General features: G+C 44.3%; 10 protein-coding genes, 2 tRNA genes and 1 rRNA gene. 5 read left to right on the forward strand and 8 right to left on the reverse strand.

What is annotated here, in order from left to right:
- Nucleotides 1–9: 9 nt before the first annotated feature.
- A complete protein-coding gene (locus BQ7997_RS04155; protein WP_073343835.1) occupies nt 10–2,469 on the reverse strand; it encodes an FAD-dependent oxidoreductase in 2,460 nt (819 codons plus the stop codon).
- A 131-nt stretch (nt 2,470–2,600) separates the two neighbouring features.
- On the opposite strand from BQ7997_RS04155, the gene BQ7997_RS04160 reads away from it, so the two are divergent.
- The gene (locus BQ7997_RS04160) at nt 2,601–3,941 is read left to right on the forward strand and encodes a sigma-54-dependent transcriptional regulator (protein ID WP_073343838.1); all 1,341 of its coding nucleotides are present in this window, start codon (nt 2,601–2,603) and stop codon (nt 3,939–3,941) included.
- A 169-nt stretch (nt 3,942–4,110) separates the two neighbouring features.
- Here BQ7997_RS04160 and BQ7997_RS04165 read toward each other — a convergent pair whose 3' ends face one another.
- The 6 genes from BQ7997_RS04165 to BQ7997_RS04190 form a co-directional block, all read right to left on the reverse strand.
- Nucleotides 4,111–5,334 carry a clostripain-related cysteine peptidase gene (locus BQ7997_RS04165; protein WP_073344763.1) on the reverse strand — a complete coding sequence of 408 codons (1,224 nt, stop codon included), beginning with the start codon at nt 5,332–5,334 and terminating at the stop codon, nt 4,111–4,113.
- A 112-nt stretch (nt 5,335–5,446) separates the two neighbouring features.
- The gene (locus BQ7997_RS04170) at nt 5,447–7,525 is read right to left on the reverse strand and encodes a hypothetical protein (protein WP_073343840.1); all 2,079 of its coding nucleotides are present in this window, start codon (nt 7,523–7,525) and stop codon (nt 5,447–5,449) included.
- 61 nt (nt 7,526–7,586) lie between these two features.
- Nucleotides 7,587–8,663 carry a DUF6562 domain-containing protein gene (locus BQ7997_RS04175; RefSeq protein ID WP_235817255.1) on the reverse strand — a complete coding sequence of 359 codons (1,077 nt, stop codon included), beginning with the start codon at nt 8,661–8,663 and terminating at the stop codon, nt 7,587–7,589.
- A 44-nt stretch (nt 8,664–8,707) separates the two neighbouring features.
- Nucleotides 8,708–9,820 (reverse strand): DUF6562 domain-containing protein, encoded by a 1,113-nt coding sequence (locus tag BQ7997_RS04180; protein WP_235817256.1) that lies wholly within the window; start codon nt 9,818–9,820, stop codon nt 8,708–8,710.
- Between the two features lie 19 nt (nt 9,821–9,839).
- Complete coding sequence (locus tag BQ7997_RS04185) at nt 9,840–11,045, reverse strand: DUF3575 domain-containing protein (protein ID WP_073343849.1); 1,206 nt, start codon at nt 11,043–11,045, stop codon at nt 9,840–9,842.
- A 380-nt stretch (nt 11,046–11,425) separates the two neighbouring features.
- Nucleotides 11,426–12,415, reverse strand: coding sequence for a tyrosine-type recombinase/integrase (locus BQ7997_RS04190; RefSeq protein ID WP_073343852.1), 990 nt, complete (start codon nt 12,413–12,415; stop codon nt 11,426–11,428).
- Nucleotides 12,416–14,270: 1,855 nt separating this feature from the next.
- Between BQ7997_RS04190 and BQ7997_RS04200 the strand changes: the two genes are divergently transcribed.
- Entirely contained in the window at nt 14,271–14,609 is a 339-nt protein-coding gene (locus tag BQ7997_RS04200; protein ID WP_073343855.1) for a hypothetical protein, read from the forward strand.
- 412 nt (nt 14,610–15,021) lie between these two features.
- Here the strand turns inward: BQ7997_RS04200 and BQ7997_RS04210 are convergent, their stop codons facing one another.
- The gene (locus BQ7997_RS04210; protein WP_073343867.1) at nt 15,022–15,237 is read right to left on the reverse strand and encodes a hypothetical protein; all 216 of its coding nucleotides are present in this window, start codon (nt 15,235–15,237) and stop codon (nt 15,022–15,024) included.
- Nucleotides 15,238–15,834: 597 nt separating this feature from the next.
- Between BQ7997_RS04210 and BQ7997_RS04220 the strand changes: the two genes are divergently transcribed.
- The 3 genes from BQ7997_RS04220 (at nt 15,835) to BQ7997_RS04230 (ending at nt 17,712) form a co-directional block, all read left to right on the forward strand.
- Nucleotides 15,835–17,364 (forward strand): 16S ribosomal RNA (locus BQ7997_RS04220).
- 183 nt (nt 17,365–17,547) lie between these two features.
- Nucleotides 17,548–17,621: transfer RNA gene (locus BQ7997_RS04225), tRNA-Ile, on the forward strand.
- 17 nt (nt 17,622–17,638) lie between these two features.
- Nucleotides 17,639–17,712 (forward strand) — tRNA-Ala (locus tag BQ7997_RS04230).
- Nucleotides 17,713–17,745: the final 33 nt, after the last annotated feature.

The raw sequence follows: 17,745 nt of genomic DNA on the forward strand, positions 1-17,745 counted from the left end.
TTACTTCCGTTAAATAAACAGATTAACGTTGGCATTATCCGCTCGTTCCATATACGTTGCCACACCGCCGATGGTCACCTCGTCCAGGAGTTCTTCTTGTTTTACTCCCATCACGTCCATTGACATCTGGCAAGCAATAAATTCGACTCCGTTTTCCAAGGCTTGCTGGCGCAGTGATTCAAGTGAGTCGATTCCCTTCTCCTTCATGATATACCGCATCATTTTCCCACCTATTCCGCCCATGCTCATCTTCGAAAGTTTTAGTTTCTTTGAGCTTGACGGCAGCATCATACCAAACATTTTTCCAAAAATATCTTTTTCCACTTTCGGCTTGTGCAACTTCTTGATAACGTTCAATCCCCAAAAGGTAAAGAAGATTGTAACTTTCTGTCCGGTGGCTGCCGCGCCGTTAGCGAGTACAAAGGTAGCTAAAGCTTTGTCCAAATCATCACTGAACATGATAAAAGTTTTTCCTTTGCCCTCACAAGAAGTAACAATATTGCATGATTTTGGTTCTCCTTTTTCAATAATAACGACAGATTTTCCACCGGATGCCTCTTTAGAAACCAGTTGATTACCAGTCGAACTGCACCATGCGGCGGCGTCGCGCGGGAATCCCGGGTCGGTTGACGTAATCTCCACCCGTTCGCCCGAAGCCAATCCGTCCATTGTTTTTTTCATTTTCAGAATCGGGCCGGGACATTGCAATCCGCAGGCATCTACCCGGATGGTTTTGGCGGCTGCGATGGGAGCGGCAGAAGCAGCCCCCTTTTGCTGTATGGGCATTTCCTCTATTTCGCTTCCATTATCTTCATGTATGATAATTGGAGCAGTGGCTGCACGATATGTCTTGAGCCCGCCCGAAAGATTACGGACCTTCTCAAATCCGTGTTGTGTCAAGATGCGGTAAGCAAGGTATCCCCGCAGTCCGACCGCGCAGAAAGTATAAATCATCCGGTCTTTCGGCAGTTCCGTCAACCGGTCGCGCAGCTCATCCAACGGAATATTCACCGCTCCCGGCAAAGTACCTAAAGCAAATTCGTCCGGAGTGCGGACATCCAGCAGGAATTTGTTTTCCATTTCAATATCTCGCAGTTCTCTCCAATAGATAGGGTTCGTTTTACCGATGATAATATCCTCGGCCACATATCCCGCCAGCGCTACCGGGTCTTTGGCGGAAGAGAACGGTGGTGCGTAAGCCTGCTCCACTTTCATCAAGTCGTAAATCGTTCCCTCGTGCTTGATGACAAGCGCCAGTTCGTCAATCCGCTTGTCAACCCCGTCATAACCGACTATTTGCCCGCCATACAGCCGTCCCGTCTGTTTGTCGAAAGTGATCTTGATACTCATCGGCATGGCATCCGGATAATATCCGGCGTGGGAAGACGGATGAATGGTAGACGACATATAATCAATCCCTTCCACCCGCAACCGCTTTCCGGGTAATCCGGTAGAAGCTACCGTCATATCGAAAACCTTGGCGATGGAAGTGCCGATAGAACCTTCATAGGCAATCTTCGCTCCCAGTATATTATCTGCAGCAATACGTCCCTGACGGTTGGCAGGCCCGGCAAGATAGTTAAGCCAGGGCTTTCCGGTAATCGGATGGCGATATTCAATCGCGTCGCCGATAGCATAAATAGATTCATCAGACGTCTGCAAATAATCATTAACGGCAATACCGCCGGCCGGGCCGATAGTCAGTCCGGCAGCCCGTGCCAGGTTCGTTTCCGGACGTACGCCGATAGATAAAATAACAATATCGGCAGCAATGGACTGACCGTTCTTGAAAGTGACCTTCACCCCCTTTCCATCCCGTTCAAAAGAAGCTACTGCCTGTTCCAGATACAGGTTGACTCCCTTGTCCATCAAATGCTGATGTACCAGTGAAGCCATTGAAAAGTCGATGGGAGCCATCACTTGGTTACCCATTTCCACAATCGACACCTTCGCCCCCTGTGCGTGTAAATTCTCCGCCATTTCAAGCCCGATAAATCCGGCTCCTACCACTACCGCTTGCCGCGGAGCATGGCTGTCGATATATGCTTTGATTTTGTCCGTATCCGCAACGTTTCTCAAAGTGAAGATTCCGCTCAGGTCTATTCCCGGCAGGGGCGGGCGTACAGGGGAAGCACCGGTTGATATTAACAGCTTGTCGTAACTCTCTTCATACGTATCTTCGCTGCTTTGCCGCACCGTGACTGTCTTTCTTTTCCGGTCGATAAAAATCACTTCATTCTCCGTGCGGACATCTACGCGGAAGCGTGTAGAAAATGCTTCGGGAGTCTGAACGAACAACTTGTCTCGTTCTTCGATAACTCCACCTATATAATAAGGCAAGCCGCAATTGGCATACGATATATACTTTCCTTTTTCCAAAAGGATGATTTCCGCTGACTCGTCTACTCGTCTGATTCGGGCAGCAGTGGTAGCTCCGCCTGCAACGCCTCCGATAATGATTACTTTCATATATTTATTAATGTAAATAGTTTCCTAAGGAAATAACAAACAGTATAAGTGAAATGTTCATGGATTCATTGAAAAAACTTATATTTGCACACCCTGTTTTTCATTCTTCTATTTAATATAGGCAAAATTGTATGAGTAAAATTCTTATTATTGACGATGAAGTCCAGATTCGCAGCCTTTTGGCTCGTATGTTGGGGCTCGAGGGGTATGAAGTATGTCAGGCAGGTGATTGTAAAACTGCTCTCAAACAACTGGAAGTCCAGTCGCCCGACGTGGCTTTATGCGATGTTTTTCTTCCCGACGGAAACGGCGTTGATCTGGTATTGACTATCAAAAAAACAGCTCCCGACGTTGAAGTGATTCTTCTCACCGCCCACGGTAATATCCCCGACGGCGTGCAGGCAATCAAAAACGGCGCGTTTGATTATATAACGAAAGGAGATGATAACAATAAGATTATCCCCTTGATAAGCCGTGCCGTAGAAAAGGCGAAAATGAATGTCCGCCTGAAGAAACTGGAGAAGAAAGTCGGTCGGATGTATTCGTTTGATTCTATCCTGGGTGAATCGAAAGCCTTGAAAGAAGCAGTCCTGTTGGCACAAAAGGTATCTGTGACGGATGTTCCCGTATTGTTGACCGGCGAAACCGGAACGGGAAAAGAAGTCTTTGCACAGGCCATACATTATAACAGCAGACGAAGCAAACAGAATTTTGTGGCAGTCAACTGTTCCTCTTTCAGTAAGGAATTGTTGGAAAGCGAAATGTTCGGACACAGAGCCGGCTCGTTCACCGGCGCATTGAAAGATAAGAAAGGGCTTTTTGAGGAAGCCGACAACGGTACTATCTTCCTCGACGAAATCGGTGAAATGGCTTTTGAACTGCAAGCCAAATTACTGCGTATCCTTGAAACAGGCGAATATATAAAGATAGGCGACACAAAACCGACACGGGTAAATGTGCGCATTATAGCCGCTACCAACCGCAACTTGCAGGAAGAAATCAAAGCCGGACGCTTCCGCGAAGACTTGTTTTACCGCCTTTCGGTATTTCAGGTACAGCTTCCCGCTCTTCGTGAGCGCTCGGGAGATATCCGGATTCTGGCTGACGCTTTCGTCAAAAGTTTTTCTGAAAAACTCTCATATACAGTCAGTGAAATGACTCCCGCTTTCCTGGAAGCCCTGGAACAACAACCCTGGAAAGGAAATATCCGCGAACTAAGAAATGTCATCGAACGCAGCCTGATTGTTTGCGAGGGTGGACGACTGGATATCTGCGACCTTCCTTTGGAGATTCAGAATACTCATTATGAATGTTCAGACGATACGGCAGGCAGCTTTGAACTGGCTGCGATGGAACGCAGGCATATCGCCCGCGTATTAGAATATACAAACGGGAATAAGACGGAAACTGCCCGCTTGTTGAAAATCGGGCTTACTACACTATATCGGAAGATAGAGGAATACAAAATTTGAATATCTATCATACAAAGAACGGGGCATTCATTAAAAAAATGAATGCCCCGCGCTTCACAGCGCAGAGCATTAGCATACAAACAAACAAAAATAAAACACGGTGTGGCATTAGGGGTGACAGTGCCTGATAGCTAAAGTGGGAATCCCTGAACGCTTTCTTGGGAATTAGCTATTGGTATACCGTCCCACACCATGCAGTTTGTGTGTATCCTTGATTTGCATACAAGAAATCTCTTTGTGGCACATAACAACTCAATCCGCTATGTGCATGTATCGTGAAGCCATATGCCAGCCCTGGAAGGAAGCTCGGCGTAGCGGCTGAATAGGTAACAATGCTCTTCCATAAGTCATCCACATACGTACTTAGCGCGGGATTGGCCGTCAGCAATGCTTCTTTAAAGTCGAAGAACAGATGCCATTCGTTGCGGTTAAAACACTGTAAGGCAGAAATTGTTTCGACATCCGGCTCCCAACGCAAAAAAGCGGCACGGGCAAGCTGTGCCAGTTCTTCCAAATGTCCGGTTCGCACAACGCTGATAGTAGCCGAACGGTAATCTCCCGTTTTGCTATCCCATGTATTGAAATAGGCTTGGGCAAACTTCTCCAGTCCGGGCGTTGGCTGAAAGAGATAGGGCAGGGCGGACGGATACACTTCCGTCATTCCCGGACTCACGATTTCCGTAGGAGAAGCAATGATAGCTTCCGTCTTGTCTTTCAGCTCATAAGCCACCTCAACACTCCCCATATAGCAACCTTCAAAAAGAATAAAATCCCATTTCTTATTACCGGGCAGGGGAAGGGCAGCGGCAAAATCCGTCAGTTCCATCTCACTCTCCCCGTCGGTACAAACACTGCGCGTACTGCGACGGGAAGAGTCGATGTCTTCTTTTTCTAAATTCTCTCCTTTGTATGGTTCTTCCAAACCGCCTGCCGGCAACCATGCAGATCCATGTGAAAACAGAATTAATCCGTAGCTTGAGGCGGAATAGTTTTTCAAAATATCGTTCAACACTTGCTTCATGACCTCTGCCGAAGCGGAGTTCTGTGTCGTATAAGTTTTTAATATCTGCCGAGGGGTTTCAGTGTCGGCACTGATTTCCAACAGTTGGGGTGATACATGTTTGCGGTCATAATAGATAAATAATCGGTTTTGCGAATAATCCGCCGAAAGAAATCCGACAGTAAGCGCTGCTATCTTTTGCTCAATCTCTGACGACAGACTGTTGTCTCCGGCAAGATAGGCTATGATAATACGTTGTATTTCTTTTTCCGGTTGAGGGGTGATGGGATAGAAATAACCCTCATTGCTGCATGAACTGAATAACAGGCAGCAACAACAAAAGAAAAATAACCGGTAACGGATAAATAATACTATGTGAAGAAGATATTTCACCAATAACGGGTTTGTTTGTAGCTTGAATCAGAGATAGGAAAATATAGCCGGGTAAGGCTATACGAGGAGACAATACCCGGCTATGATTGTTGAGATAAAAAAGTGGGAATGATTAATATACAGCTACTGAAATGTTGCTCCAGTTGCTACCTTCGTATCCTGAGTACAGATTTTTGATGTCCTGGCTGTCATATACTAACTTGCAATCAGCTCCTGAATCAGCAAATAAAGGACCGAATACAGTGCCTGCTTTCTTTATAGTCAAAGTTTTACCGTTCTTCATTGTCAGCTTGTAATCTGCAACGCCGTTGCCGTCATTATCTACGTAAGGCAGTGAACCACCGTTAACTGTAGTGTTTACGCTAGAGTTAAAGTCTTTGAATGTACCGCCGCTGATAACAGCTTTTGCAGTATCTTCAGAACCAATAACTGTAACCGTGCTGTTGTATTCTCCGCCATTGAATGTAGCAGTTTTTTCAACAGTGATGGCTACTGAGTTGTATGTAGTTCCTGCGAAAGTGACATTCTTCGCTTTGATAGTTGTCGGCCAACCGTTTGATACAACTTTTTCGATAGTAACGTCAGCAGTGCTAGTCACTTCAAATTTTTGGATGCTAGGCAAATCTAAAGTAATGTTATTGCTCAAACCTTCCAGGATAATGTCCTGTCCGTCTTTGGTCAATGTCAACTTAATGTCGTTAGTTACATTGCCGGTCAGGTCAGAGAAATCGGCAGGGTTAGGAATATCCGTGCCGCTCATGTTGATAACCGGTTTAGTCTCATCAGCAGCAGAAGATAAGTTTTTCATGGCCACGAGATCATCAATAACCTGGTCGAAGTTATCTTTGTTGATACCTGTGATATCGATAGAGATAGCCTTACCGTCATCACCGCGTACCACTACAACATGCGCACCATTTACGTCACCTTCAGGAATGAAGTGGTCGTCCGTACTTTGTTTTTTGTCATCGTCAGTAATTTCTACTGTTTCAGTACCGCCTGTGAACTCATCAACGATAGTGACTGTACAGCTATATGCCTTATACAGATTCATCTTGATGATGGTGTGAGCATTTGTTCTTACAGGAACATTGCTTGCGTTACGAACAGCTACCAGTTTGAGTCCGTCAGCTACTTCATTGATAGTAGTCAGTTCAGCAGCAGCCTTGGTAAACTCAGTCGCCACCAGTTGGTCTACATTGTAACCTTTGAAGCTCAAAGAATAAGTAGCATCTTTACCTGCTTTTTCAGGGATAACGTAGTTCAGGTCGAAGATAGGATAGTATTTATCACCATCTTTGTGCCATTTCACACCATTGACATCATCAGAAGTGCTGGTAGCAGAAGCCACGTCAAACGGACGGTGGAAGTAATTCTTAGTAGTCGGAGTTGCCGAAACCGGAGTCTGCGTCAAAGCATTGTAACCAGTTGACAGGTTAGTAACTTCCATTCCCAAGTATTCGAGGATATTCTCTTCACCAATGTTGTTCAAAGCGTCAGCCCATTCGGTCTTGTTATCATAGTCAGTCAAAATCAAGCTGATCTTAGCGAACTTACGAGTAGCTGTGATAGGAATTGCAGTTGTAATACTATTATTTTCTGTTCCCTCTGCAATATTGTAAGTGCCGTCTGCGTTCACGGTGAACTTGATAAGACCGGTGTAAGCGTCGCGGGCTTCAGGAGTTTCGATGATAGGCATCATACCCTCTGTGAATTCCAGTTCGGAAACATTAGCCAGGTTTTCAGTCTTCCAATAATAGTCGTTGCGGTTTTCAGTGCTCGAAGATGTCACCGATTTCGGAACGAAGTCCACCCATACCACAGCCGTGTAGCTGTTACCTGCCGCCAGGCGGAATTCGGGAAGGTCGATGTCGTTGCCGCCGGGAGCTTCTGTCAATACAGTTCTTACCTGCGTGTATGGAGCTGTCCCTCCATTAGCGAATATCTGCAAAGTTGCACGTACATTCACTGCATCAATCATTTCTGTGTCGGAATCTTTCCAGTTAGACCATCCACCCTTTGAGAAATCCGTACCTGCATAAGTGCTGATCGCATTCCCCATGTTAATTTTGAACGCTACAGGCGTCTCCTCACCTGTCACAACCTGTTGGTTGTCAACAAATGCATCATCACCGCACGCCGTCATCATAGCTGTTGCAGCTATTAACGACCAGAATAAACTTTTTTTCATGCTTTAAAAAAATTGGTTAATAATAAAAATGTGTCACTGTTTGTTATAATAGAAAGAAATTTTACGGACGATATTCTTTGAATGTCAATGGATATATACGCTCGCTTCCTTCCTGTTCCTCTGTCGCTCCTTTGATTAACAGCATATAATTCGGATTGGGCAGATTGATCGAGATAGAAGAATAATCCGGCGCGCCGCTTCCATACCGTTTGAATGTCACCGGAGTACTGCCTGATGCTGTTTCTGCCGAAATGTAGAAAGATAAAGGAATGACATCCGCCATCGGTACAGGTACTATCAGATAGTCATGCAATGCAAATGTCCTGTCAAAGGAAGAAACCTCTTTGGGATAAAGCGATTCGGGATCTGTCCTTCCTCCTGAAGTCTCTCCCGTCCATACATTAAATTGGGTATATAATGCGCTTCCCGTTTCATATACGATTCGGACATTCTTCAGACCTTCTGCCCATGCAGCGCCATTCTCGTCAGTCAACTTCACCCATGGGAGAGATACTTTCACGAACGGACGTCTCAACTTGATTGAAGTCAGTTTCTCCTCGTCGCCTTCCTTTATATCTCCATTCACTTCGATGGTGAACGATTCGGATTGTCCGGCATAGGCATCCTCTATATTCAGGTCGTTGGCAGCCGCTTCTGAATGAACAGTTCCGATTGTCTCGATGAGGCGTATGTCGCTCAACCCCTTCGATGTATTGTAAATCAAGTCAGTTACCGTCCCTGCCGCGATATAATCAGCCCAGCAGATAGCCTTGTACGTATCATTGGGCGCCAATCGTATGTCCGGGAAAGTGATAGCCCCGGTCAGTCCGCTGTCATCGTCGATAAATTGCTGGGACTGTGCTACGCGCAGGTTCGTTGTCGTCGAATACACTTCGATTTTGCAGCGCAGGCGATACCCCGCAGGTACTTGCTTGTCGCCGCCGGCACGAGTGATTACGCCGTAGTCCGTTGCCGCTTCCGGTTCGTTCGCAGCCTTAGTGTCAACTGTTGCCTGTATGGAAACGCTGGTTTCCGGAGATTCAGCCGGCCCTATATTCAAGGGCGACTCGTTGGTGCATGCCGCAGTGAGAAACGACAGACCGAAACATACTATCCGGAAATACTTCTGGTGATTCATAAGCCTATATTTTTTCATCTTATCCTATCCTTAAAAATTATTCATTAATCAGGTATCACTATTTCTATTATTTCGTCGAAATCATCGTCGATACCCGGTGAACTGGGCTTGCGGACGGTCAGGAACGCGCCATATACCAATGTATGCTTGTTGCGTTGCATACGTATCTCCGCGTTTCCGCTTTTGTGTATGCTGCTTCCGTCTGCCGCGTGAGTTTCTACTATAATGTTATAATAGTTGTCTGTTCCGTCGCCCGGCCCTATAAAGATGAGGTCTTCCGCCAGTTTGTATTCTTTCCCTTCCGTATGCACACTTACAGGATGCTCGAATGTCGCGCCTGATTGTGAACCGTTTGCCACCTGGCGGAAAGTGTCGAACATCGGCGGTATCCACATCTGGTAATTCACTTTGGCAGTATGCGGTTCCGGTGCATCGGCGCCTGCTTTTTCAAAATACTCTTCCATATCGTTGGAAATCACCGTATACGTGCCGAAGGGGCGCAACAGTTCCAGTTCTTCCGTAAAGTCGAGGTCGTTTGCGTGAGAGTGCGGCACTCCGTATCCGCTGTAATCCCAAGTGGCGCTTCCGCTGAAAGCATCTTTGGTGGCTCCCGCTCCGAACGGTTCCAGCATCTTGACACTGCTGAGTGAAGTTACGTCGAAGTAAGGATTTGCGGTTTGTCCGCTTGCCAATGGTTCAGCCCATGCCAATACGGCAATCTTTGTGGCGGGAAGGTCTACGTTCACTGTCTGGCTGTTGTTGCCTTCGTTCAGTGTGCCGCCGTTCACAATCTTGCGTTCCAGCTGCGTTTCCAGTCTGCCGTCATCGCCCATCGTCCAGAATTCCAGTACATAGCGTACCGATACATTGCTCGCGGTGCGTGTGTAGTTCGAATAAATAGGTTCGTTATCCCACGCCGTGTTGAATTTGAGCGTCAGTCGGGTGTGGCAGACGTGCGGATGCGCATCCAGGTAACAAAGGTCTTTCTTCTCACACGAACTCAGCAGTAGCATGGAAAGTATCAACAGTGCCGCCGCAGATGCGGAAATCATTGTTGTCAACCTTTTACGTTGTATCGTCTCTTTCCGGTTTCCCCATTCAGACACGTTATATTTGTTATATAAATCCATAGTTTCAGTATCTTTTTCTATTCTCATAATCAGGTCCTCCTATGATTTAAAATCTCCAGACGAGTGAAGCCTTGATTTTGCTTGGTCCCCAATAGTTCTTGCCTTTATGTTGCTTGAATGCGTTGCACGGGTCATACCAGAAATACTTGTCGTATTTGAGACGGTTGTATCCGGCAGAGATGCCGAGGTCGAAATAAAGGCAGTCGAAACGGTTGAACTTGAAGATATATCCATAAGAAACACCCAGTCCGCGGATATTACCCTGACGTCCCGTACTTCCGAATTTCACGTCATATTCGCCATATAGCCCGTATAGTCCCCAGTAAGAACCCTGGAAAGAACGGTCGTCACGTATGTACATGCGCACTTCCGGCGATACGGATGCTACGTTGTAGCTGTTCCCTTTCGCTTTGTTGTCCTTCAGCCAGCGGTATGCGCCTTCTACGGCAATAGAATAGCGGTTGCCGAGATACGCTTCCAGTTCGATGTTCGGAGTGATAAGCGCGGCCCACGAAGCGAGGTTGGTTTTGATAGCCATAAACGGCGGTTCGCACCGGCAAGGTTCCGGTTCTTGTACTACCGGTTTCTGCGGAGTTCTTTTCACAGTATCCACCTCTACCACTTTTATCTCTTCCTTTACCACGGGCGGAGCAACGACAGGCACAATTTTTAGTAACTGTACACTGCTTGCGCTTCTCAGTTTCGGATAGAAAGTATTCAGCATATAGCGGTAAGCACCGCCGGGCAATTTCTTGAGGGCGATTTCCGGATCCGTTCCTTCGGGAGTATTGTTGAGAATATCCAGTATGCGGGCTTTCTCCTTCATGTCACTCTTTTCGACCATGACACGCAGCTCGTTCCAGTTTTCCCCGCCTGCCACTACTTCGAACAGGCCGGGCTCAAGTCCGGTCTTAGCTACCAGATAGTCTTTCAACACATCTGCTCTGGCTGCACTGAGCTTCATGTTCAGTGCCAGCGGACCTTCGGGGGATGCATATCCGATGATGCGGATGTGGTCGATGACGTACTCATTTTTGTCTATAATCTCTTGTACTCTGTCGATACATCGTTGTAGAGTACCTCTGTTGCCGTTGTATTCCAAATCAAGATTACTCTTTCCTGTTTTGAAATGGATGTACCAGGCTTCCGGATCCTTTGTCAGTGAGTCGGTGGGGAGTATTTGTCCCCATGCGGCGCACGTCATCAGAATACTTCCGGCTAATAGGCATAGCTTTCGTCTTAAATATTCCATACTGGTTTTAAATTTTTGTTTCTCTGTGGTGTGCGCCGTTACTTTGTAGGTAACGGCATGTGTCGCCCCAGGCAGTCGGAAGCGTCCTCTGAGCGCGGTTGGCATGGATAAAAATACAAAAGGAGAGTCGCGCCACTGTGAGCACAGTTGCGTACGTTTAGTTTTCGTATCCAACCCCCGGATACGACTGGAATATTTATGCGATAAAGTTGCTTGGTTTAGTTTAGGAAAGTTTTCATTTTAGCAAAATCTTTGCTTTTTTATAAAAACCTGCAAAAAAAATGTTAGTTTTGTTTTCATATTTCAAATTCAATGCATATATTTGCCGAATCTTTTGTGTACCGTTACCTACAAAGTAACAGTCTATGTAAATCGTTGAATTACAGAATTGTAACTGTTGGATATTGATTTTCGCATCCTTTCTCGGCTTCTTTTTTAATGTAAGATATTATCATTCTGTTTGTCCTATCTATTTCCTTTTGCTCGAAGGCTTTTAAATACGTTTCCGTCACTTTCATGGACGAGTGTCCCAAGGCGTTGCAGATAACTCCTGTCGCACATTTCTTTTGATAGGCAGTTGTTGCCCATGTGTGGCGGGCTGTATAAGATGATAGCTTTTCTCCGAGATTCATTCTTCTTGAAAGCTCATTCAGCTTTCTGTTGAATCCTCTTAGTATAGCTTGATATAGTCTGTATTCTTCCCTGCTTCCGAAGCCGTTTGTATTTTGCGTCCTCGGATTATCCGGTAAGATGGATAATAGGTAGGGTGACCTGGGATTCCGGTTGGCCAACTGGTTGATAAGCCGCATTGCTTCGGGAGTCACGTTCACGGTGATTACCCGTCCGGTCTTTTGTCTCTTATAGATAAGGGTGTTCCCGTGCAGGTCGCATTTCCTCAGTCGGGCAAGGTCGATAAACGGCATTCCTCTTAATAAGAAAAGGAGTACGAACCATGACTGTGCTTCCCTTAGCGAGGGGAGTGTCTGGCGGGCAACAAGTATGTTTCCCATATGTCCGGGTGTCAGCGCTCGTTTCGTGTCTGCCCGCACACCTGTATATACGGTGTCGAACAAACCTTGTTTCCATTTGATTCGTCTTTCTTTGGTAGCCCTGTGATAAATAGCCCGTAGCATACGCATATAAGTAGATACGGTATTCATGCTGAGCATGTTCTCTAATAGATACCTCTCGAATCCCTGCAAAAGTGCCGGTGTGAAAACTTTATCCAACTTCATTGTGCCTTTCTGTTTGCTATGCCAATATTGCGATATAGCATTCAGGGTACTTTGATAAACGTGGGCTGTCCCATACCGCCCTTCGCTTTCCAGTCTTAGTATGACTGTCTCCATAAAACTTTTTAAATCATTCATAATTCCATTGTTTTTTCAATTAAAAGCTGAAGGGACAATTGCAGACGCATGCTTCTTGTTTATTCGTTTGTGCAATCTTTGCATTTCAAAGTATTGTTTTAACCGTTATTTTTGTTTCTTGTATGCAAACAGTTATTCTTGTTTGTTCTTTTATCATACGCCCTTTTTCCTTCGTTCCACAAAGATAGGGATGTATTGGAAAAACGGAGTTTTCAATTTGGATTTTTGTATTTCTATCTGTATCATTCTGATTTGTAGGCTTTTTGTTTCTCGGCATACCATTGCTTTTAAATGTACTGAAAATCGTCCGGTCTTATGTTTTGAAATAATTTGTTTCGACTTATGCACATGATGCTTTGCGTTCTTGCGGAAAGTGGAAGTCTTGTTTCAATATCGAATTATTACTTCTTTTGCTCTGTTGTATTTATAAAGTATGGGTTCGATGCCTTATCAAGTTATGTTAGTGCCTTTCTGTAGGTAGGCTTCCCATAAAAAGTTTTGTTGAGTTTTACCCTCATACTCTCATAAATCGTTTGAAACCTTTTATTCATAGTCGTTTCAGCTATGGGAGCAGGACTTTATATCTCCCTGATAGTAACTTTTACTCTCATACGTAATTTTTACCTTTAATATATAATATATTTATAATCAGTATAATATGTATTTTTGTGATAAGTCGACATATTCCATGTCGACTGCTTTTTGTGTTTTATTTGCTTCGTATAGCCTATAATTTTATGTTTGTTTCGGTTTCAAGTAGCTGTTTTTATCTTTTTTCTCCTATATATCATACGCCAACTCCTTATATCTTATATGTCGGTTCCTTATATCTTATATGTCAGCCTTTGTATATTGTATGTCAATCCTTTGGTATTCTTATGTTTTCCCTTAATCATGTGTAAGGGCTCACTAGTGTGAGCTTATTTGTTCACATATGTAGATATATTTATCTACGGCTGTTAGCCTATTTATTCACAATAGTGAGCCCTTGACAATGACTAAGGGAAGATATATAGATACCTAAGGAAAGATGTCCGGATATTAGTGGGATGATTTCTTGATGCCTGCTTTATGTGTTGTAAAGTACCGCTTGATAATATGTGATTAAGCGGTGCATGACTTCATGTTTACCTTGAAATATGTTGTTGTTTAATGGCTTTTTCGTTTCAGAAGTGTTATTTTTCTTATGAGAAATGATTGATAAACGTATGAGAAATGCACTGTTTTTAAGGTAAAATGGTAAAAAAAGTATGAGAAATGCCGTATTTGATTTTATTTCTCATAGTGTTATCTGATTGATTTATATGTAATTACTATATAAACAATGAGAATATGAGAAATGATTTTGCGAAATCGTTTCTAGAAGGTGCTGAGCAGCGAGTCTCTGAGTGTCCTGTAGAGTTTAACTTATAAATGCGTTGCCTTTAAGTTGAAAAGGTTGATTGGGTGTATTTGAAAGTTGTTTGTGTATAACCAAAATAATTTTGTGTCTCATGCTCATTTCTTTGTCAATATTGTTTGTTTGCTAAATATAAATTGCTACTTTTGTCGTAGTTTACTTTCTAGCGAAGAAAGTAAGTTTTAATAATTTTATTGAGAACGGTTATTTGTTATATCCTTAAGATAAAGTCCGCTACTTTTGTTCCAGAGGATGGTAATGAGTGACAGGTCTCACGCACATTTGTATGTATAACTTTGTTATATACTCAATTGGGCGTGGGGCTATCACTTATGCTTCTGGAACGGGTCTTAGCGGACACCTATCTTAGAGTATATAGTAGATAGTTCCTGCGCTCTTTTTTATATATAAACCCTCGCACCTTTGGGAACAGATGCGGCAAACAAGACTAAAACGATGATTAGCGATTTTAAAGAGAACATCATCCGCTTGATGCAACACCCTATCATGCATAAGCCTATAAGTGAACTGACGGATTGGGAACAAAGCCAGGCTTGTGAAATCCTTGATAGTCTGGTTGAGGCTTCCATGGATAACTCCTGTACCCAGATCGACTATATTCAAATTTCCCGTCTGCATTATGCCCTTGGTGAGTTGGCTTATGAACAGTGTGATGATCCTGAACGTATAATTAAATATTTTCTTTCCTCTCTGCATTCCTTGGAGAAAGGGGGAATTGACTTGAGTCTGCACAAATGGGCAGAACTGGTTAATTTGCGCCAATCTTCGGAATAATGAAGTCAATCTTCGGAGCGATGAATGCTTTTAATGAATTCAATGAATTCAATGAATTCAATAAAACCAATGAATTCAATAAATTGAATAACTCTGAGTTGAATTGCGTAAATCGGATAAAATCATCCGTATGCGCCGGATTCATAATTTTGTCGTATGACATGATGATGAATCAGTTTTCGTAATCCTACCAGCGTATATAACGGAGGTCGCGAACCGGCAGATAGCTTGTGAAAGTGGTTTGTTTGGTTTGTCTCCTAGAGAGGATACCCAACTTTTCCCTTACGGGTATCCTCTTGCTTTTTATCCTATCCTTTTCTGTCTGCAATAAATCTTCTTTGTTTATAACAAGCCTTCTTTGTCTACAGTAAGCCTTCTTTGTCTACAGTAAACTATAATAAATCTCCTTTGCCTACAATACCCCTTCTTTGCTTATGGTAAATTTCCCCGGAATCTTTCTTTGAATCTCTGTTTTCCGGTAGTCTTTTTCTTCCTGCCATCTTTTTTCTCCTGCAATTCCCTTTCTTTTTTTCTCCCCGGTCTTTATCTCTTCGCGCGCATTTCGCGCGCATGTGAATATAATAAGGTGTACCTGCTCACCCGTTCCCGCGCACGCCTTTCCATTCATTAAAAAACATGCTTTACAACATACTTATCAATCAACGACTTAGCCTATTTATTCAAAAATAATCAAAAAAAAGAGCTGAATATATTTGGAGTATATTCCAAAACGGAGTACTTTTGCACCCGCTTTCCGAGAGAAGAAAGCCTTGACAAAATGACTTAGTGATAAAGCGTAAGACAGCTTAAACATAAGAACAAAAAAACTTCCGAAAAAGTTTGGAAGATAAATCTAAAAGTTCTTATCTTTGCAGTCCGATTCGCAAAGAAAGCGGTTTTGCTTTTTCTTTTATAATTATTCTTTCCCTTTCGCAAGAGAGCCTGAGAAACGAGTTGAAAAAGAAAATAAAAAAACTTCCGAAAATATTTGGCAGTTAAAAATAAACCTCTTACCTTTGCACCCGCTTTTAAAACGAAAGCAACAAGTTCTTTGAAATATTGATAAACAATACAAGTAGTACAAGTTAAAAAATAGAACCGTCAATACTTGTTTCATAGGTAGCAATACAAATGAAATACAGGTACTTGAAAGAAGTCAATAAATTTTGTACGGCATCCTGAACAGAGCAACAATCAGCAATACCGGATGATTAACAATACTTTTACAATGAAGAGTTTGATCCTGGCTCAGGATGAACGCTAGCTACAGGCTTAACACATGCAAGTCGAGGGGCAGCATTAAAGTTTGCTTGCAAACTTTAGATGGCGACCGGCGCACGGGTGAGTAACACGTATCCAACCTGCCGATAACTCGGGGATAGCCTTTCGAAAGAAAGATTAATACCCGATGGTATATTTTCACCGCATGGTGAAACTATTAAAGAATTTCGGTTATCGATGGGGATGCGTTCCATTAGGCAGTTGGTGAGGTAACGGCTCACCAAACCTTCGATGGATAGGGGTTCTGAGAGGAAGGTCCCCCACATTGGAACTGAGACACGGTCCAAACTCCTACGGGAGGCAGCAGTGAGGAATATTGGTCAATGGGCGCGAGCCTGAACCAGCCAAGTAGCGTGAAGGATGACGGCCCTATGGGTTGTAAACTTCTTTTATATGGGAATAAAGTTTGGTATGTATACCATTTTGTATGTACCATATGAATAAGGATCGGCTAACTCCGTGCCAGCAGCCGCGGTAATACGGAGGATCCGAGCGTTATCCGGATTTATTGGGTTTAAAGGGAGCGTAGGTGGATTGTTAAGTCAGTTGTGAAAGTTTGCGGCTCAACCGTAAAATTGCAGTTGAAACTGGCAGTCTTGAGTACAGTAGAGGTGGGCGGAATTCGTGGTGTAGCGGTGAAATGCTTAGATATCACGAAGAACTCCGATTGCGAAGGCAGCTCACTGGACTGTTGACTGACACTGAGGCTCGAAAGTGTGGGTATCAAACAGGATTAGATACCCTGGTAGTCCACACAGTAAACGATGAATACTCGCTGTTTGCGATATACAGCAAGCGGCCAAGCGAAAGCATTAAGTATTCCACCTGGGGAGTACGCCGGCAACGGTGAAACTCAAAGGAATTGACGGGGGCCCGCACAAGCGGAGGAACATGTGGTTTAATTCGATGATACGCGAGGAACCTTACCCGGGCTTAAATTGCATTTGAATATATTGGAAACAGTATAGCCGTAAGGCAAATGTGAAGGTGCTGCATGGTTGTCGTCAGCTCGTGCCGTGAGGTGTCGGCTTAAGTGCCATAACGAGCGCAACCCTTATCTTCAGTTACTAACAGGTCATGCTGAGGACTCTGGAGAGACTGCCGTCGTAAGATGTGAGGAAGGTGGGGATGACGTCAAATCAGCACGGCCCTTACGTCCGGGGCTACACACGTGTTACAATGGGGGGTACAGAAGGCCGCTACCTGGTGACAGGATGCCAATCCCAAAAACCTCTCTCAGTTCGGATCGAAGTCTGCAACCCGACTTCGTGAAGCTGGATTCGCTAGTAATCGCGCATCAGCCATGGCGCGGTGAATACGTTCCCGGGCCTTGTACACACCGCCCGTCAAGCCATGAAAGCCGGGGGTACCTGAAGTACGTAACCGCAAGGAGCGTCCTAGGGTAAAACTGGTAATTGGGGCTAAGTCGTAACAAGGTAGCCGTACCGGAAGGTGCGGCTGGAACACCTCCTTTCTGGAGCGATGTCGTAACAACTGACTTTCAGGTTAACCTCACGGTTAATCAGGTTCTGTTTTTATTGTACTACTGGTACTTGTTTATTTATAAAATATAGATCAACCATCTATAGAAGTATAGATAGAGATAAACAAGAGAAAAAAGAAGCCGAGTCTAACAGAAGGTAGACAAGGTTGAACTAGTCCTATAGCTCAGTTGGTTAGAGCGCTACACTGATAATGTAGAGGTCGGCAGTTCAACTCTGCCTGGGACTACTCCGAATAACTCTTACGGGGGATTAGCTCAGCTGGCTAGAGCATCTGCCTTGCACGCAGAGGGTCAACGGTTCGAATCCGTTATTCTCCACTCTCTCTNCACACTAGAAAAACGATCTTTGAC

It is taken from the genome of Bacteroides congonensis (assembly GCF_900130125.1).
Classification (GTDB): domain Bacteria; phylum Bacteroidota; class Bacteroidia; order Bacteroidales; family Bacteroidaceae; genus Bacteroides; species Bacteroides congonensis.

Bases quoted from the DNA above. Each gene is read 5' to 3' on its own strand.
- BQ7997_RS04180 (WP_235817256.1), bottom strand. From the start codon at position 9,820: ATGAGAATAGAAAAAGATACTGAAACTATGGATTTATATAACAAATAT.
- BQ7997_RS04160 (WP_073343838.1), top strand. From the start codon at position 2,601: ATGAGTAAAATTCTTATTATTGACGATGAAGTCCAGATTCGCAGCCTT.
- BQ7997_RS04170 (WP_073343840.1), bottom strand. From the start codon at position 7,525: ATGAAAAAAAGTTTATTCTGGTCGTTAATAGCTGCAACAGCTATGATG.
- BQ7997_RS04175 (WP_235817255.1), bottom strand. From the start codon at position 8,663: ATGAATCACCAGAAGTATTTCCGGATAGTATGTTTCGGTCTGTCGTTT.
- BQ7997_RS04190 (WP_073343852.1), bottom strand. From the start codon at position 12,415: ATGAATGATTTAAAAAGTTTTATGGAGACAGTCATACTAAGACTGGAA.
- BQ7997_RS04155 (WP_073343835.1), bottom strand. From the start codon at position 2,469: ATGAAAGTAATCATTATCGGAGGCGTTGCAGGCGGAGCTACCACTGCT.
- BQ7997_RS04210 (WP_073343867.1), bottom strand. From the start codon at position 15,237: ATGAATGGAAAGGCGTGCGCGGGAACGGGTGAGCAGGTACACCTTATT.
- BQ7997_RS04185 (WP_073343849.1), bottom strand. From the start codon at position 11,045: ATGGAATATTTAAGACGAAAGCTATGCCTATTAGCCGGAAGTATTCTG.
- BQ7997_RS04200 (WP_073343855.1), top strand. From the start codon at position 14,271: ATGATTAGCGATTTTAAAGAGAACATCATCCGCTTGATGCAACACCCT.